Raw genomic sequence first — 17,818 nt, forward strand, 5'->3', positions numbered from 1 at the left:
ATTTCATCAACAAAGATGGAGATTATTATGAAATTTTATAAAAAAAGTTTAATCATTCTATTTTTATTGATAATTACCATGGGAGTTGTCTGTGCAGAGGACATCAACGATACAGCACAGGACACTCTTGAAATAGATGACTCCCCGATTGTTCTTACCAATTCAACATCCCAAACATATGATGATCTCTCAGAATTGGTTGACAAGTCAGGTGATTCAATAACACTAGAAAGCGATTACAAATATAATCAAGGAACTGATAAGGTTAAAAACATCGAACTTTATAAAAAAACCTTAACCATTGACGGCAATAACCATGCCATTGATGGAGATGGAAAAACAATCTTTCTCAAAATAGAAAAAAGTGACGTGACTTTAAAAAATATGGTTTTGAGAAACTTCAATGATGCCTCAATCATAGTTATAGGCAGCAAACTGACAACATTCAACGTAACTTTTGAAAACATTACTGGATTGGACTACGGTGCTGCAATATACTGTTCAGACGACAGTACCCTTACAAGTACCAATGACAGATTCGTAGAAACCTACGCTCCAAATGCAGGTTCTGCTATTTTCGGATCAGAGTCCAAAATCAACATAAACAACGGAACTTTTGAAAACAAAAATCCGATTAACTGGAGTCTGATTTATGGAGATGGCTGTGAAATAAACGTTTATGAAACCACATTTGCAAATTTAAACTCAAAATATGCAACTGCAATTTACAACACATTCAATACCACCATCAAAAAGTCAAAATTCATAAATTTACATGCAAATGCAACTGCAGGAGCTGTTGCCGTTAAAAGTAAAAATGATCAGGGTTTGACCTACTTAACAGTAATTGACAGTGAGTTCATAAATGTCAGCGCCGCCAAAAATGGAGGTGCAATATTTACAGACTTCAATGGAAACGGACTCAAAACATATGAAGGACTTTTAAGCATTGTTAACTCCACATTCACCCAGTGCAGCGCTGATTTTGGAGGAGCAATTCTCCACTTAGCAAAAGCAGTTGAATTAATTAACTCTACTTTCACACAAAACAGGGCAAATGAAGCAGGTGGAGCATTATACAGTTCAAATGCATATGTCCTCTTCAATGCAACCACATTTAAAGAAAATGAAGTTGACACCATCAACGGACTTGGTGGAGCAGCATATATTGACGCTGGAGTAATGGTCATCGACAAATCTTCATTTGAAAACAATGCTGCAGGCAAAGGTGGAGGAATTTACACATTTTCTACAGGACATACAATTGTCAATTCCACATTTGCAAACAACGGAGAAGACATACACACCAGCTATGAGGACAATGGTTCTACAATAACAGACTGCGGAGAGTTAAACTCCATCCTCGATAACAGAAACTCCAGCATTACAGTAAGATACAATGGAGAACCAATCATATTGAATCCGCAAACAATAAAAGGATCAGCCAGTGATTCCTACTTCAATTTAAGAGATCAGGGATTAGTAACTTCAGTTAAAAATCAAGGTTTCATGGGTGCATGCTGGGCATTCGGTGCAGCAGGAGCATTTGAATCTGCATTTTTAATTGCAACCGGAAAAACAATCGATATTTCAGAAAATAATATTCAGGACTTAGGTTTAATCTATTCACCTTACGGAGTGGCCACCAATTTGGAAGGTGGAAACTATCTTACTTCAACATCCTATTTCGTAAGCTGGCTCGGTGCAATAAACACTGAAGACGACAGCTACGATGAACTTGGTAAAATCTCAGCAGTAAACTACAGTCCAAATGCATACCGTGCTGTGGAAGCTATTTTTGTAGATATTAAAGATAAAGCTGCAGTTAAACAAGCCTTAACCAAATACGGTGCAATGAACCTGCATGTATATGGTGCAAATTCAAACGACAAATCATATAACCCTAAAACATATGGCGTATATAACTCCAAATATGGCGGAAACCATTATGTCACACTGGTCGGATGGGACGACAAATATTCAAAAAATAATTTCGCAACACCTGCCCCTGGCAACGGAGCCTGGATTTGTAAAAACAGCTGGGGAACCGATTGGGGAGACGGAGGATATTTCTACATTTCCTATTATGACAAATCCCTGGCAGCACCTGCAGTGGGATTCATATTTGAAAATGTAAATTACTATGAAAAACTTTACCAAAACGAATTGAGCGGATGCTACGGATTCAATCCAAGCTATGACACCTACGGACAGGTATTTACAAGTGAAGATGGAGACATCATTGCCGCAGTCGGAACATACTTCCAAAAGGCAAAAACTCCATACAATATAACCATTTATGTGGATGATAACGAATGCTACAGCCAGGAAGGTGTTTCAAAACATGCAGGATACGAATGCATCCCACTAGACAGTTATATTGCTGTAGATGAAAATTCCAACTTTGAAATCAGAATACAGTCCAGTTCAGTACCTATGACCAAATATAGCAGAATGCCTACAACTGAAGGTAAAAATTATGTAATAGACATTGCCGGTGAATTCATTGACGTCGCAAAAGATAACTTAATAGCACCTGTTAAAGCATACACCTTCAAAAACCCTCAAATCAGTAAAAACATCGTGAAATATTACTCTACAAACGAAACAATATTTACCGTGAATAATGTTTACGAGACTGACTTCCTGCCTATCTCATTTGATGACAAGAATATGACAATGACTATTACAAACGGCAGCGGAAGTATTTCCCTAGGTGTTTTAGAGTCAGGAGCAAATCCTGTAATTATCACATATAAAAACCAAACCTTTGCAAGCATAATCTATATCAAACCGACCATAGACTGTGAAGGTACATATGAAGTAACCGTGGCATACAACACCAAACTGACATTAGAAAATGTCAAGTTCTTAGACAGCGAGGGAAATCCTCTTGAAAATTTAACTGTTACAGTCAAATTCGACAACAAAACAGTATCCGATACCGTGACTGGTGTAAACGGATCCATGCCAATCATAGTAACAGCAGGAAACAAAATCGGAAAACACTATGTGTACTATTACAATCCGGTTACTACAGAAAATGCGACAATTACAGTCAGTATTGTTTCAAGATTCAGTGGAAACTCCAATGTCAACATGTATTACTATGACGGACACACCTATAAAGTGCGCTTGAGAGATGACAATGGAAAATATGTTGGTAAAAATGTGCTTGTAACCATTAAAATCGGTAAAAAGTCATTTAAGGTTAAAACCAATGCTAACGGTTATGCAGTTTTAAAAATACCAAGCACAATAACTCCTGGAAAATACACAATTTCTGTAACATACATGAAACAGACTGTTAAAAACACATTAACTGTAAAACAGGTACTTAAAACCGCTAAAACAGTTAAAGTTAAAAAATCAGCTAAAAAATTGACTTTGAAAGCTACCCTTAAAAAAGGTAAAACTGCTTTAAAATACAAGGTTGTCAAATTCAAAGTTAACGGTAAAACATACAAAGCAAAAACCAATAAAAAAGGAATTGCAACACTTACCCTTAAAAAAGCTGTGATTAACAAACTTAAAGTCAAAAAATACACCGTTAAAGTAAGCTACTTAAACGATGTTGTAAAATCAACCCTACAAGTTAGACGTTAGAGATTAAACTCTCTAACATTTCTTATTTTTTTAAAAAAAAAAGAGTTTTGAAGATAAAAATATCTTCATAAGTTTTCATTAATTATTTTTACACACACATCCTTAATCTCTTCAGCCCTTTGAGCATCACGAGATTCCAGTGTGATTCTTATATAGTCTTCAGTTCCGGACGGTCTTACCAGTACCCAGCTGTCATCGGTGAATGTCAATCTTACACCGTCAATGGAATTAATGTCTTCAATGTCATCAAAAGCTGATTTGAGCAATTCTTCCATGTTTTCCATGACTTTAACCTTAGCCTCTTTAGAGCAGGTTATTTTTTCACGGATATTCGGATATGATGGAATTTCAGCTAAAAGATCGGACAATTTACCTTTTTTAGATACCAGCTCTGCCATTCTCAAACCGGATAAAATTCCGTCAGGACACATGCAGAAGTCAGGGTGCAGCCATGTTCCTGAAGGCTCTCCTCCGAATGCAGCATCTTTTTCAATAATCACTTCAGCAACATTGACGTCACCGACAGGAGTTCTGAATACCTGGCCGTTTACTGATTCGTCCATGCATAATCCCGCATCCACAGTTGTTACTACATCCCCATCAAATTCTTTTGAGATTAATGCTAAAAGTGAATCAAATGGAGAAATGTTTCCTTTTTCATCAACGGTAATCATTCTGTCAGCATCACCGTCATGAGCTATTCCCAAATCTGCTCCAATTGCTACAACTGTTTTCATAAGATTTCCAAGATTTTCAGCATTCGGTTCAGGGTTTCTTCCAGGGAAAAATCCGTCAGGCTGAGAGTTTAAAGTAGTGACTTCGCATCCTGCTTTTCTAAATACTAAAGGTGATATTTCGCTTCCAGCACCTGATGCACAGTCGATTACTACTTTCAGACCTTCCTTAATGTCGACCATATTGACCAAATCATCAATATACTGGCCTTTAATCTGTTCATTAATGCTTAATTTACCTATTTTATCCCATGGAACTGAAATGTATGATTTTTCTGCATAAATTTCTTCAATTTCTGATTCCTGTTTAGAAGTATATGCCATTCCGTTCTTGTTCCATAATTTTATTCCGTTGTATGGGGAAGGATTATGGGAGGCGGTAAGCATAACTCCCGCATCGGCGTCCAGTTTTTCGGTAGCGTAACCTACTAATGGAGTTGGAACCATGCCGATTTTTACTACATTAACTCCGCTTTCCAAAAGTCCTGCACATATAGCCTGGTCAAGCATTTTATTTGTTGTTCTTGTGTCATAACCAATTACAACAGTACCTTCATTTCCCAAATAATATGCAAGGGATTTACCTACATTCAGTGCAAGCTCACAGGTTACTTCAGAGCCTATCAGTCCTCTGATTCCTGATGTTCCGAATAGTTTTTTAGCTACCATTTTTTCCACCTATGCTCCGAACTTATGTGCATAATTCATTAGGTCCATCATGATGTTCATTACGTCAGATCCTCTGATTCTGTTTAAACCGCCTTTTGCGCATGCGCGTTCTGAGAATTCGGTAACGTCATCAGTTCTTACTTCAGGGCCTCTGATTAAAACAGGTACAGGGTCTCCTGAGTGGTTTTTGACTGAAATTGGAGTTGAGTGGTCTGCAGTAAGGTAAATGTAAACGTCTTCAAGTTTTATGAGTTCGCTCATTACGACCTCATCAACTTTTTCAATGAATTCCTTTTTCTCTTTTGTCTGGCCGTCGTGACCTGCTTCGTCCGCACCGTCAATGTTTATCAGGAAAAAGTCATGGTCTGAGTTTTTGACCTGGTCGATAATTGTATCACGAATGTTTTCAAGATTGGTGTCGATACCTCCGGTTACATCTTCCATTTCAATGATGTCCATACCGGCAAATCTTCCAATACCCATAATAAGACCTGTTTCTGCAATACAGGCAGAATTTACTTCATATTTATCATTTAATGATTCGACAACAGGTACTTCACCTGCTCCACGAGGAATGACTATGTTTGCAGGAGGTTCGCCTTCTTCAATTCTTTTAAGGTTTACCGGATGGTCTTTTACCATTTCATAAGTTTTTACAACAAGTTTGTTTAGGATGTCTGCAGTTTTTGCCGCTTCAGGTGTGTCATCCAAAGGTTTGACCTCTTTAGGTTTGTTTCCTTCCACCTTAGGGTCTGCGTCACTTACTTTACCTGAAAGACCTTCACCTCTTAAAACAAGAACAGCCCTGTGACCGGTTGATTCCTTAAAGATGATTTTAACATCAGGATAGTCTTCCAGAACCATTGTGTTTAAAACATCAACAATCTCTTTGGTTCCTTCCTTGATTCTTCCTGCACGTCTGTCGGTTACGATTAAATCTTCATCTGCAGTTGAAAAGTTACATCTGAATGCAATATCGCCAGGCAATACGTCCACACCTACACCATTAGCCTCAAACGGACCTCTTCCTGTGTATACTTCATAAGGGTCGTAACCTAAAATTGATAAGTGTGCAGTGTCACTTCCAGGGATTATGCCCGGAGCGATTGAATCCATAATACCAGTAATTCCTTCTTCAGCCATCTTATCCATATTTGGAGTATTTGCAGCTTCAAGAGGAGTTTTATTTCCTAATTCTTTAATAGGACGGTCACCCATACCATCCATAATTAAAATAAGACCTTTCATAAATATCACCTAAATTATAATATTATAAAATTTATTTCTAATAGTTAAAATAATTATTTAAAAAAAATAGTTTAGAAAACAAATGTCATCAATAAAATTCCGATAAGAGCACCTACAATTGTGGCCATCAGGTTCACATGCTCATTTGTAAGCCATCCCTGGTTTTCAAAAAGGGCGCCTAAAATACTGTCCGCAAAACATCCTGCAGTTCCGGAAACTACAGACACTACAATTGCCGGTGCGAAATCAGAAAGAACACCTAAGAAAAATGCGGCAAGACCGATAATGGCGGCGCCAAGTACAGCTATTCCAGTTCCCAGAGGAGAAATTGCACCGTTAGTGCCCGGATCTACCTTTTGAAAATTGGTTATTAATCGAGGATGATGGTCTAAAACACCGATTTCAGAAGCCAGAGTATCTGCAGTTGCAGTTGCAATAGCTCCTATGAAACCTCCTGCGAATGTAAGATAGTATCCTCCGAATGCAGCCATGAAACATGCAACAACACCATTGGATATAACATTTTTGGAAGTTCTTCTTCCTTCAAACTGGCCCAATGACATTTTATATTTTTTTGAGTATTTAGTGGCCAGTAAAGACAATACTAGAAACAGAACAATTAACAAAAGCCAATGAACTCCTGCTGAAAAAATAATTATAATACCCATTATAATCATAACGGCTGAACCAAACAAATCCAGAGATTTTCTTCTGTATGTGATGAACCCTAAAATAAACAGGAGGATTACATATGCCCAATTAATCATTAACTGCTCAACCATAAAATACACTTCTTCTCTCTTTTTTAAATAATGTTTGTTTAAAATTATATAAAAAGATTTACATAAATAGCCGATTTTTCAATTTTTCAGTAACCCCTGCAAAAATGGGATTTTTAAAAAATATTTTTATCTAAATGGTGCAAGAATACCTTGACTTCTTCAAGTCGAGGATGAATTGCACCATTTGATAAAAATTATAACCAAATAGAGGCCGATGCCTCTATAATTCTTTTTTTTAAAAAAATGTTTGCATAATCATGAAAATATTCCAAAATTTTCAGACCAAAAAATCCAATCAAAATTACATACAATATAAATGAAATAATGAGCAATTATTTTAAAATAAATATTAAAAGTCATAATTTAATAAGATGTAAATTCGATTAAAATAAATATCTCATTAAAAAATATTAAAAAGAAATAGAGTAATCTACATCAACTGATAATTTTTTTAAAAAATAGTAAAAATTAGGAAAATTTATTTCCTAAATCTTCTTCTAATTTCATTTGATCCGATTGTTAACAATACCAATAACAATATCCATAAAGGATTACCTGTTGGATAATCAGATAAGCTGACTCCACCTTCACTGACATCCAATGTGATTTCATTTGAACCGTTTCCATTAGTGCCGTTATTGTTATCATTAACAACTACATAAGTTACAGTAGTAGTTGGACCATATTTGTCATCACCGGAGTAAACTACAGTAGCCTTATAAGTACCAGCAGCCAATCCAGGAATGCTGACTATTGCTTTTCCATTAAATACCTGTGCAGTATATGTTTTGCCGTCAATAGTTATTGTTACGATTCCTGTTGCATCCGTTGGAAGTTTGATTGTTACTGTTGCATCATCACCTACCATAATTTCATCACCAGTGGCGGAAATTTTTGATTTAGCCTTTTCCACAGTGAATTTTACAGTAGTTGAATTTTCCAGATACTTGCCGTCACCACCATAAGTGACTTTGGCAGTGTATTTTCCTGCTGCAAGTTTAGGAACAATCACTTTAGCAACACCATTGACAATATCGCCATAGTAACCTACACCATTGATTTCTACAAGCACTTGACCTATTGCATCTTTTGGAACATTGACTGTGATTACTTCGTCTTTACCTGCAGTAATGTCTTTTCCGGATGCTGATATGGTTGATTTAACTTTAGATACAGTGAATGAGACTGAAGTTGAATTTTCAAGATAATTATCATCACCACCGTATTCGATATGAGCTGTTTTATCGCCTGCAGTCAGGTCAGGAATGCTGATTTCTGCTTTTCCGTCTTTGATTTGGCCAGTATATGATTTACCATCCACTTCAACAGTTACGGTTCCAGTAGCCTTTTGAGGAACATTAACAACAATTACAACTGTTTCACCAACATTTATGTCATTAGCTGCAGCATCAATTGGAGCATTATATTTTGGAACTTCTACAGTGATTTTATCTGTTTTGCTTGCATAATTGTTGTCACCAGAGTAATAGATTTCAGCTTCATGCACTCCAGGAGTAGCATTTTCCAGATTGATTACCGCAGTACCGTTTTCAACTTTAGCAGTGAAAGTTTCATCGCCAATTTTAACGGTTACATTACCCGTTGCGTCTTCAGGTAATTTTATGACAAGTGTGCCGTTGCCCTGATCGACTTCATCTATTTTAGTGTCGATTTTTGACACTGTGAATAATGTTGTATTGGTTGCAGGCAGGTATTTTTCATCACCGTTGTATCTTACACTGACGTAGTATTCTCCTTTTGGAAGACCGGATATTACCAATTGACCGTTTCCTCCGCTTACTGCGACTGTGTATTTTCCAGCACCTTCGGTTGTGGTTAAAGTTCCGTCGTCCAGGTTGAAGTTGTATTCCTCACCGTCAATGATAACAGTGACGTTTCCGGTAGCATCATTTGGAACAAGCAGTTTGATGTTTTCGTTTTCGCCTACCATGATGTTTGTTGCCATTGGAATTACGAATGATTCAATCTTTTCAACTTTAAATGTAGCTGAAGTATGACTTGGCATGTATTGGTCATCTCCAGTGTATGTTACATTAACATCATATACTCCATTTGTTAAATGTGGAATTTCAGCAACGCCAGTGCCGTTGGTAATGTTTACATAATATCCAACGCCATCAATGTCAATTAAGACTTGTCCTGTTGCATTTTCAGGAAGTTTTACAGTGACTTTTAGAGTTTCTCCAACATATATGTCTTCAACTGTTGCAGTCACTTCAGTAGGACGTTTGTCTACTTCGAATTGGGCAGTAGTTGTATTTGCGTTGTAGTTTTCATCACCATCATATTTTACAAATACTGATTTTTTGCCTTGATCTAAGTTTTCAACTGAGAATGTTGCTTTGCCGTCTTCGATTGGAGCAGTGTATGTTTCACCATCGATTTCAATAGTGATAGAACCAGTAACTCCTTCAGGAACATTAACTACTATTGTTTCTTTATCTCCTACTTTGATGTTTTCTACAGTTATGTCAAGTGGAGTGTCCAGTTTAGCTCCTTTTATAACTGAGGTAGTATTAGCCGCTTCATGAGTATCGTCACCGGAGTAGATGATTTCAACTTCATGGTCGCCAGGAGTTACATTACCATCCAATTGAACAACAGCAGTACCATTAACAACAGTAGCATTATACTCTTTATCTCCAACCTTAATTGTGACATTGCCTGTAGCATTATCACCAACAACAACCACAACAGTACCATTACCTTGGTCGATGACCTTCATATCCGGAGTTTCTTTAGCTTTCTCAACAGTTAAATTACCAACTGAACTGTTTCCAGCATAATTATCATCACCAGAGTATTTAACAGCAATTGTGTGATCACCATCAGTTAAATTATCAACTGTGACAACAGCCTTACCATTTTCAACAGGTACTGTGTAATCTTTACCGCCAACACTAACAGTCACATTACCAGTAGCATCATCAGGCACAGTAACAGTAACAGTTACAGACTCACCCTCTTTAGCATCACCAATTTCAACTTCAATAGGAGCATCATACTTAGGAGCAGTAATCTCAGAAGTAGCATTAGCCGCATCGTGTGTATCGTCACCGGAGTAGATGATTTCAACTTCATGAGTACCAGGAGTTACATTACCATCCAATTGAACAACAGCAGTACCATTAACAACAGTAGCATTATACTCCTTGTCACCAACCTTAATTGTAACATTACCTGTAGCATTATCACCAACAACAACCACAACAGTACCATTACCTTGGTCGATAATCTTCATGTCAGGAACAACCTTAGCCTTATCAACTGTTAAATTGCCAACTGTGTAATTAGCAATGTAATTGTCATCACCAAAGTATTCTATAGCAATAGTGTGATTACCTGGAGATAAATCATCTACAGTTACTACCGCTTTGCCATTTTCAATAGGTGCAGTGTAGTTTTTACCACCGACACTGACAACAACATCTCCAGTAGTTCCTTCAGGAACTTTAACTGTGATTGTAGTGTTTTCACCTTCTTTAGCTTCACCAATTTCTAAGTCAATTGGAGTATCGTACTTAGGAGCTGTGATATTTGCATCGGTTGAAGTAGCATTATGAGTATCATCACCTGAATAAATTACTTCAATTTCATGAGTACCAGGAGTTACATTACCATCCAATTGAACAACAGCAGTACCATTAACAACAGTAGCATTATACTCCTTGTCACCAACCTTAATTGTGACATTACCTGTAGCATTATCACCAACAACAACCACAACAGTACCATTACCCTGATCAATGACTTTAACATCAGGATTTACTAAAGCCTTCTCAACAGTTAAATTACCAACTGAACTGTTTCCAACATAATTATCATCACCAGAATAAACAACAGCAATAGTATGATCACCATCAGTTAAATTATCAACAGTAACAACAGCCTTACCATCCTCAACAGGTACTGTGTAATCCTTACCGCCAACACTAACAGTCACATTACCAGTAGCATTTTCTGGAACTTTAACAGTAATTACAGTAGGTTCGCCCTCTTTAGCATCACCAATTTCAACTTCAATAGGAGCATCATACTTAGGAGCAGTAATCTCAGAAGTAGCATTAGCAGCTTCATGTGTATCGTCACCGGAGTAGATAACTTCAACTTCATGAGTACCAGGAGTTACATTACCATCCAGTTCAACGATAGCAGTACCGTTAACAACAGTAGCATTATACTCTTTATCCCCAACCTTAATTGTGACATTGCCTGTAGCATTATCACCAACAACAACCACAACAGTACCATTACCCTGGTCAATGACTTTAACATCAGGATTTACTAGAGCTTTCTCAACAGTTAAATTACCAACTGAACTGTTTCCAGCATAATTATCATCACCAGAATATTTAACAGCAATAGTATGATCACCATCAGTTAAATTATCAACTGTGACAACAGCTTTACCATTTTCAACAGGTACTGTGTAATCCTTACCGCCAACACTAACAGTCACATTACCAGTAGCATCATCAGGCACAGTAACAGTAATTACAGTAGGTTCGCCCTCTTTAGCATCACCAATTTCAACTTCAATAGGAGCATCATACTTAGGAGCAGTAATCTCAGAAGTAGCATTAGCCGCATCGTGTGTATCGTCACCGGAGTAGATAACTTCAACTTCATGAGTACCAGGAGTTACATTACCATCCAATTGAACAACAGCAGTACCGTTAACAACAGTAGCATTATACTCTTTATCACCGACTTTAACAGTGACATTACCGGTAGCATTATCACCAACAACAACCACAACAGTACCATTACCCTGATCAATGACCTTCATATCCGGAGTTTCTTTAGCTTTCACAACAGTTAAATTGCCAATAGTATAATTAGCAACATAATTGTCATCACCGAAGTATTCTACAGCAATAGTGTGATTACCAGGAGTTAAATCATCAACAGTTACTACCGCTTTACCGTTCTCAATAGGTGCAGTGTAGTTCTTACCACCTACACTGACAACAACATCACCAGTAGTTCCTTCAGGAACTTTAACTGTGATTGTAGTATTTTCACCTTCTTTAGCTTCACCAATTTCTAAGTCAATTGGAGTATCGTACTTAGGAGCTGTGATGTTTGCATCAGTTGAAGTAGCATTATGAGTATCATCACCTGAATAGATTACTTCAATTTCATGAGTGCCAGGAGTTACATTACCGTCTAAAGTTACAACAGCAGTACCGTTAACAACAGTAGCATTATACTCTTTACCATCCACTTTAACAGTCACATTACCAGTAGCATTATCACCAACAACAACCACAACAGTACCATTACCTTGATCAATAACCTTCATGTCTGGAACTTCTTTAGCCTTTTCAACAGTCAGATTGCCAATTGAATAAGTGCCTGTGAAATTGTCATCTCCAGTGTAGACAACAGCAATAGTATGATCACCAGCAGTCAAGTTATCAACAGTAACAATAACCTCACCATCTTTAACTGTTCCAGTGTAATTCTTACCACCAACATTGACAATCACATCACCAGTAGCACCATCAGGAACTTTAACAGTGACATTGAACTGTTCGCCTTCCTTAGCCTCACCAATCACAACATCAATTGAAGAATCATACTTAGGAGCAGTTATGTTAGCAGTGGAGTTAGCTGCCTCATGAGTAGCATCACCTGAATAGATTATCTCAACTTCATGAGTACCAGGAGTTACATTGCCATCCAATTGAACAACAGCAGTACCATTAACAACAGTAGCATTAAACTCTTTATCTCCAACTTTAACAGTGACATTACCAGTAGCATCATCACCAATAACAACCACAACAGTGCCGTTGCCTTGATCAATAACTTTCATGTCCGGAGTTGATTTGGCTTCTTTAACAGTCACATTACCGATTGTGTAGTTAGCGGAGAAGTTACCGTCACCAGAATACTCGACAACATAAGTTTTATTGCCGGCAGTTAAATCATCAATAGTAACAACAGCAACACCATCCTTAATCTCACAAGGATACTCCTTACCATCAATATAAACGGTTACATTACCAGTGGCGCCATCAGGAACCTCTACAGTAACAACCAACGGTTCGCCTTCAGTAACCTCAGAAGCATCGACTTTAACCTCAGTAGAATACTTAGGAGCAGTTATCTCAACTGTAGCGTTAGTTGCCTCATGAGTATCATCACCAGAGTAAATCACATCAACTTCATGAGTTCCAGGAGTTACATTGCCATCCAATTGAACAACAGCAGTACCATTAACAACAGTAGAATTATACTCCTTATCACCAACCTTAATAGTCACATTACCACTAGCATTATCACCAACAACAACCACAACAGTACCATTACCTTGATCAATAACCTTCATGTCAGGAACAACTTTCGCTTCATCGACTGTAAAGTTACCGATAGTGTAGTTTGAAGCGTAGTTATCATCACCGGCATATTCAACAATGAGTGATTTGTCGCCGGCAGTTAAATTGCTTATAGGAATTGTAGCAGTACCGTTAACGATTTCAGCAGAGTACTTTTGACCATCAAATGTTACGGTTACATTACCAGTAGCATTTTCAGGAACTTTAACAGTGATTGTAGCGGTTTCCCCTTCTGTGACTTCAGTAACATTGACAACGAACGGAGTATCATATTTAGGTCCGATTATTGTTGTATTGACTGTAGAGTTGGTGTGAGTGTCATCACCAGAGTATATGACTTCAACATCATTAACGCCAGGAGTTAAATTACCCACTTGAACAACAGCAGTACCATTAACAACAGTAGCATTGAATACATTATCTCCAACCTTAATAGTCACATTACCAGTAGCATTATCACCAACAACAACCACAACAGTACCATTACCATGATCAACAACAACCAATTCAGGAACTGCCTTAGCATTGCCGACAGTGAAGTTGACTGTTGTGTAGTTTGAAGTGTAGTTGGCATCACCGGCATATTCGATGATTGCTGTTTTGTTTCCTGCGGTTAAGTTTTCAACAGTTATGACTGCAGTTCCGTTGTCGATTTCAGCAGTGTATTTTTGACCATCAATTGTTACAGTCACATTACCAGTAGTATCCTTAGGAACTTTAACAGTAATTGTAGTATTTTCTCCTTCTTTTCCTTCATCAACAGTGACAGCAAACTCAGTATCCAGTCTTGGAATGGTTACGGTGCCGTTTACTGTTGAATTGGAATGTTTATCATCACCGGAATAGACGACTTCAATATCGTTGACGCCAGGAGTTACATTTTCTAATGTGATTACGGCAGTTCCGTTGACTATTTCTCCGGTGAAGTTTTTACCATCAACATAAACAGTTACATTACCAGTGGCATTTCCGCCAACGACCACAACAACTGTTCCGTTTCCTTGATCAATGACTTTGATATCCTCGGAAGTTACATTGACTTTGGATACTTCAAGTTTTGCTGTGGTATTGCTTGGTCCGAATCTGTCAGTTCCGGCGAATGTGACATTTACTGTGTAGTTTCCAACATCCAGTCCTGGAACGACAAGTATTCCGTTACCTCCAGCAACATAAACTGTGTAATTTTTACCATCAACATTTACGGTTACATTTCCGTTCAGTTCTTTAGGAGCAGTAATGTTGATTATTGCCATGTCTCCCACTGTGATATTTTCCACTTTAACGGAAATGTCTGCTTTAGTTATGTTTACATTAAAGCTAGATGAATTATCTGCTGTATCCCAGTATTCGTCTCCTGAGTATTCAGCAGTTACATGATAAGTTTTATTCAATAAATTATCGACTTCAAGGGCTATTTCTTGGCCAGGTACGATATCCGCATGATATTTTGTTCCGTCCACATCAATTACAACGAATCCTGTTGCGTTATCAGGGAGGTTTATAATGATTTTTGCAACTTTACCTGCAGAAGTATCGTTAACATCAATTGTGAGGGTCGGTTTGACTTTAGTCACATTGAATATTGCTGAAGTCCAATTGCCTCTGAAGTTGTTGTCTCCTTCATAGATTACGACAACACTGTGGTTTCCTGCTGGCAGATTGGTTAATGTGAGGTTTGCAGTTCCGTTTGTTATTGGCCTTGTGTAGTTTACGCCGTCGACATTGATTGTTACATTGCCTGTTGCGTTTTTATTGCTGAGTGTTACGTTGATTGTCTCTTTTCCACCGGTTGCAATATCGTCCACATCAACGTTGACTGTAGTATTGTCTGCGTTTACAAAGAAGAGTGCAGTAGCAGTAGCCTTATTGTAGTTTTCGTTTCCGTTGAAGGTTACTTCAACAGGATATTCACCTACATTCAAGTTATATAGATATTCATGAGCTTTTTCATTATATGTAGGGAGCGGATTATGTGCTGCTCTGAGAACTACAATAGCATTATCATCTTCTCTTAAAACAATAGTTTCTTCAGTTCCGTTTACTTTAATTGTAACATTGCCCTCAGCATTTACGCGAACGATAATGTGTTCGACTCCACCATAGGTTATGTTTTGAACTTCAATTGTAATTGTTGGATCTTTCTTGAATACTGTGAAGTTCGCTTTTGCTGAACTGTCTGTGTAGTTTGCATTACCTTTATAATCCACACGTACAGTATAATTGCCTGCATCCAGGAATACTGGCAAGACATATTCATAATTAACTATATCAATATTGCCGAAAGCAGTTACCATATCTCCGTCTGTAGCATTGAATATGAAAATATCAACTTTACCAGTAGCATTTACATAAATTGTGAATAAGCTTTCCTCGGAGTATGTAATGTTTTGAGCAATTACATAAATCGGCATGACTCCTTTTTCCACTGTGAATGTGTTGTTTGCAGTTGCATTCATGTATTTATCATTGCCTGCGAAGTAGATTGTCACATTGTAGTTACCTGCAGCCAAGTTTTCAACAGTCAAGTTACCTTTACCTTCAATTATGAATGCAGTGTAGTTTCTGCCGTTGATTTCGACTTTTATTGGGGCAGTAATGCTTTCAACAGATTCAAATTTGATAAGCTCTTTAGCACCATATGTAATGTCGGTTCCGTTCACGCTGAATGTAGGTTGGATTCTTAATATTGTGAAGTCAGTGCCGTTGGTGCTTGAGAGGTATTGGTCATCACCGATGTAGGTTACGTTTACAATGTATTTGCCGTTTTCTAAGTTCTTGATTACAATAGAACCGTTTCCGTTTGTAGTGTTTACAGTATAGTTGGTTCCGTTAACGTTTACGATTACATATCCTGTAGCGTTTGCTGGAATTGTTACATTTACGATTGCATCCATGCCAACCACTGTTGCAGAAGCTGTTACGTTTACTTGTGAACTGCGTTTGGTTACAGTGAAGTTTTGAGTAGTTGAGTTGAATACATACTTGTTGTTGCCTTCATAGATTGCAACAACTGTTTTATTACCATAGGTTAGATCTGCAACGTAGAATGTTGCATTTCCTTTGTTGTCAGTCACATTGGTGTATTTCTTACCGTTGATTTCGATTGTTGCGGTTCCACCAGCAATTTCTTTAGGAACGCTTACGATGACTTTGACTGTGTCGCCGACTTTGGCATCAGCAACTGTAATGTTCATTGGAGTGTCCCATTTGATTACATGGAAGTTGGTTGTCACTGTCTTGTTGGCATATTTGGCGTCACCGAATGTGGCATTAACCACATATTTGCCTGCAATTATTTTATTCAAGCTCAATGTAGCAACACCATGATTAATTGTAGCGTTTCCAGCAAATGAACCGTTTACATAAATTGAGACATTGCCGGTTACATCCTCTGGGACATTGACAACGATGGTAGTGTTTACTCCGACTTTGGTATCAGGAGCAGTCACGTTCATGTCATAACATGCAAATTTATGGACATTTACCTTATTTATTTGAGTGGTTGATGCATTTGTGAAGTTTCTATCACCACTATAGTTAGCTATGACAGTGTAATTACCTACATTTAATTGTTTAATTACGATTTTTGCAACACCGTTTTCAATAGGGCTTGAGTAGTTTTCACCGTTTACAGTAATGTTAATGTTACCAGTAGTGCCAGGAGTAATGTGGACCACGACAGTAGCGTTTCTAGCAGAACTTACTTCAACTGTTTCAATTGTGATTACAGGAGTGACTTGTCTAACTTCAAATGATCTGTTAACCTTATTGGTGTTGTTGACATTGTATCTGCCGTCACCGGAATAGTTAGCATAAACTGTGTAGTTATCGGCTGCAAGGCCATCAACAATCCAGTTGACCTTACCTTTAACGACAGGTAAAGTTATATTTCTGGTTTCATTGATTCTGATTGTAATGAAGCCGGTTGCATCAGGTCTAACAGTGACTGTGATGTTTGCATTTTGAGCATAATCAATACTATCAACACTAATGACCATAGTAGTGTTCACTTTGGTCATTTCAAATGTCTTGTCGTTGTTAGTATCAGTCAAGTATTGGCTGTCACCAAGATATGTTGCATGGACATAGTAGGTTCCGTTTCCAAGACCTTTGATTTGTACGGATCCAGCGCCACCAGTTAGGTTAATTGTGTAGTTAGTGCCGTTCACATTAACAGTCACATATCCTGTAGCATTGCTTTGCACACTGACCTCAATGGTTGCATTGCCACCAACTGAATTTCCTCTGGCCACAACACTTAAATCAGACACACGTTTGGACACAGTGAAGTTACTGGTAGTAGAGTTAAACATGTATTTAGCATCTCCACCATAGGTTGCAACAACAGTCTTATCACCATAAGTTATGGAAGGAACAGTAAAGCTAGCAACACCATTAGCATCAGTAGTAGACT

The 17,818-nt window shown here is 37.8% G+C and carries 5 protein-coding genes; 1 reads left to right on the plus strand and 4 read right to left on the minus strand.

Annotation, left to right across the window (positions count from 1 at the left end; genetic code table 11):
- The first annotated feature begins 27 nt into the window (after window positions 1–27).
- Window positions 28–3,606 (plus strand): C1 family peptidase, encoded by a 3,579-nt coding sequence (locus E7Z81_RS08975; protein WP_292746574.1) that lies wholly within the window; start codon window positions 28–30, stop codon window positions 3,604–3,606.
- Window positions 3,607–3,671: 65 nt separating this feature from the next.
- Here the strand turns inward: E7Z81_RS08975 and glmM are convergent, their stop codons facing one another.
- The 4 genes from glmM to E7Z81_RS08995 form a co-directional block, all read right to left on the minus strand.
- Window positions 3,672–5,009: a phosphoglucosamine mutase gene (gene glmM / locus E7Z81_RS08980; RefSeq protein ID WP_292746577.1), complete on the minus strand. Its 1,338-nt coding sequence runs from the start codon at window positions 5,007–5,009 to the stop codon at window positions 3,672–3,674.
- A gap of 9 nt (window positions 5,010–5,018) precedes the next feature.
- The gene (locus tag E7Z81_RS08985) at window positions 5,019–6,257 is read right to left on the minus strand and encodes a 2,3-bisphosphoglycerate-independent phosphoglycerate mutase (protein ID WP_292746580.1); all 1,239 of its coding nucleotides are present in this window, start codon (window positions 6,255–6,257) and stop codon (window positions 5,019–5,021) included.
- A gap of 71 nt (window positions 6,258–6,328) precedes the next feature.
- Window positions 6,329–7,039: a TIGR00297 family protein gene (locus tag E7Z81_RS08990; protein ID WP_292746583.1), complete on the minus strand. Its 711-nt coding sequence runs from the start codon at window positions 7,037–7,039 to the stop codon at window positions 6,329–6,331.
- Between the two features lie 478 nt (window positions 7,040–7,517).
- The gene (locus tag E7Z81_RS08995) at window positions 7,518–17,717 is read right to left on the minus strand and encodes an Ig-like domain-containing protein (RefSeq protein WP_292746586.1); all 10,200 of its coding nucleotides are present in this window, start codon (window positions 17,715–17,717) and stop codon (window positions 7,518–7,520) included.
- Between the last annotated feature and the right edge of the window lie 101 nt (window positions 17,718–17,818).

The organism is Methanobrevibacter sp. (assembly GCF_015062935.1).
In the GTDB taxonomy this organism is placed as follows: domain Archaea; phylum Methanobacteriota; class Methanobacteria; order Methanobacteriales; family Methanobacteriaceae; genus Methanocatella.

What these genes read in the sequence shown, in the direction of transcription:
- E7Z81_RS08975 (WP_292746574.1), top strand. Translation starts at nt 28, where the DNA reads ATGAAATTTTATAAAAAAAGTTTAATCATTCTATTTTTATTGATAATT.
- glmM (WP_292746577.1), bottom strand. Translation starts at nt 5,009, where the DNA reads ATGGTAGCTAAAAAACTATTCGGAACATCAGGAATCAGAGGACTGATA.
- E7Z81_RS08985 (WP_292746580.1), bottom strand. Translation starts at nt 6,257, where the DNA reads ATGAAAGGTCTTATTTTAATTATGGATGGTATGGGTGACCGTCCTATT.
- E7Z81_RS08990 (WP_292746583.1), bottom strand. Translation starts at nt 7,039, where the DNA reads ATGGTTGAGCAGTTAATGATTAATTGGGCATATGTAATCCTCCTGTTT.
- E7Z81_RS08995 (WP_292746586.1), bottom strand. Translation starts at nt 17,717, where the DNA reads ATGTTTAACTCTACTACCAGTAACTTCACTGTGTCCAAACGTGTGTCT.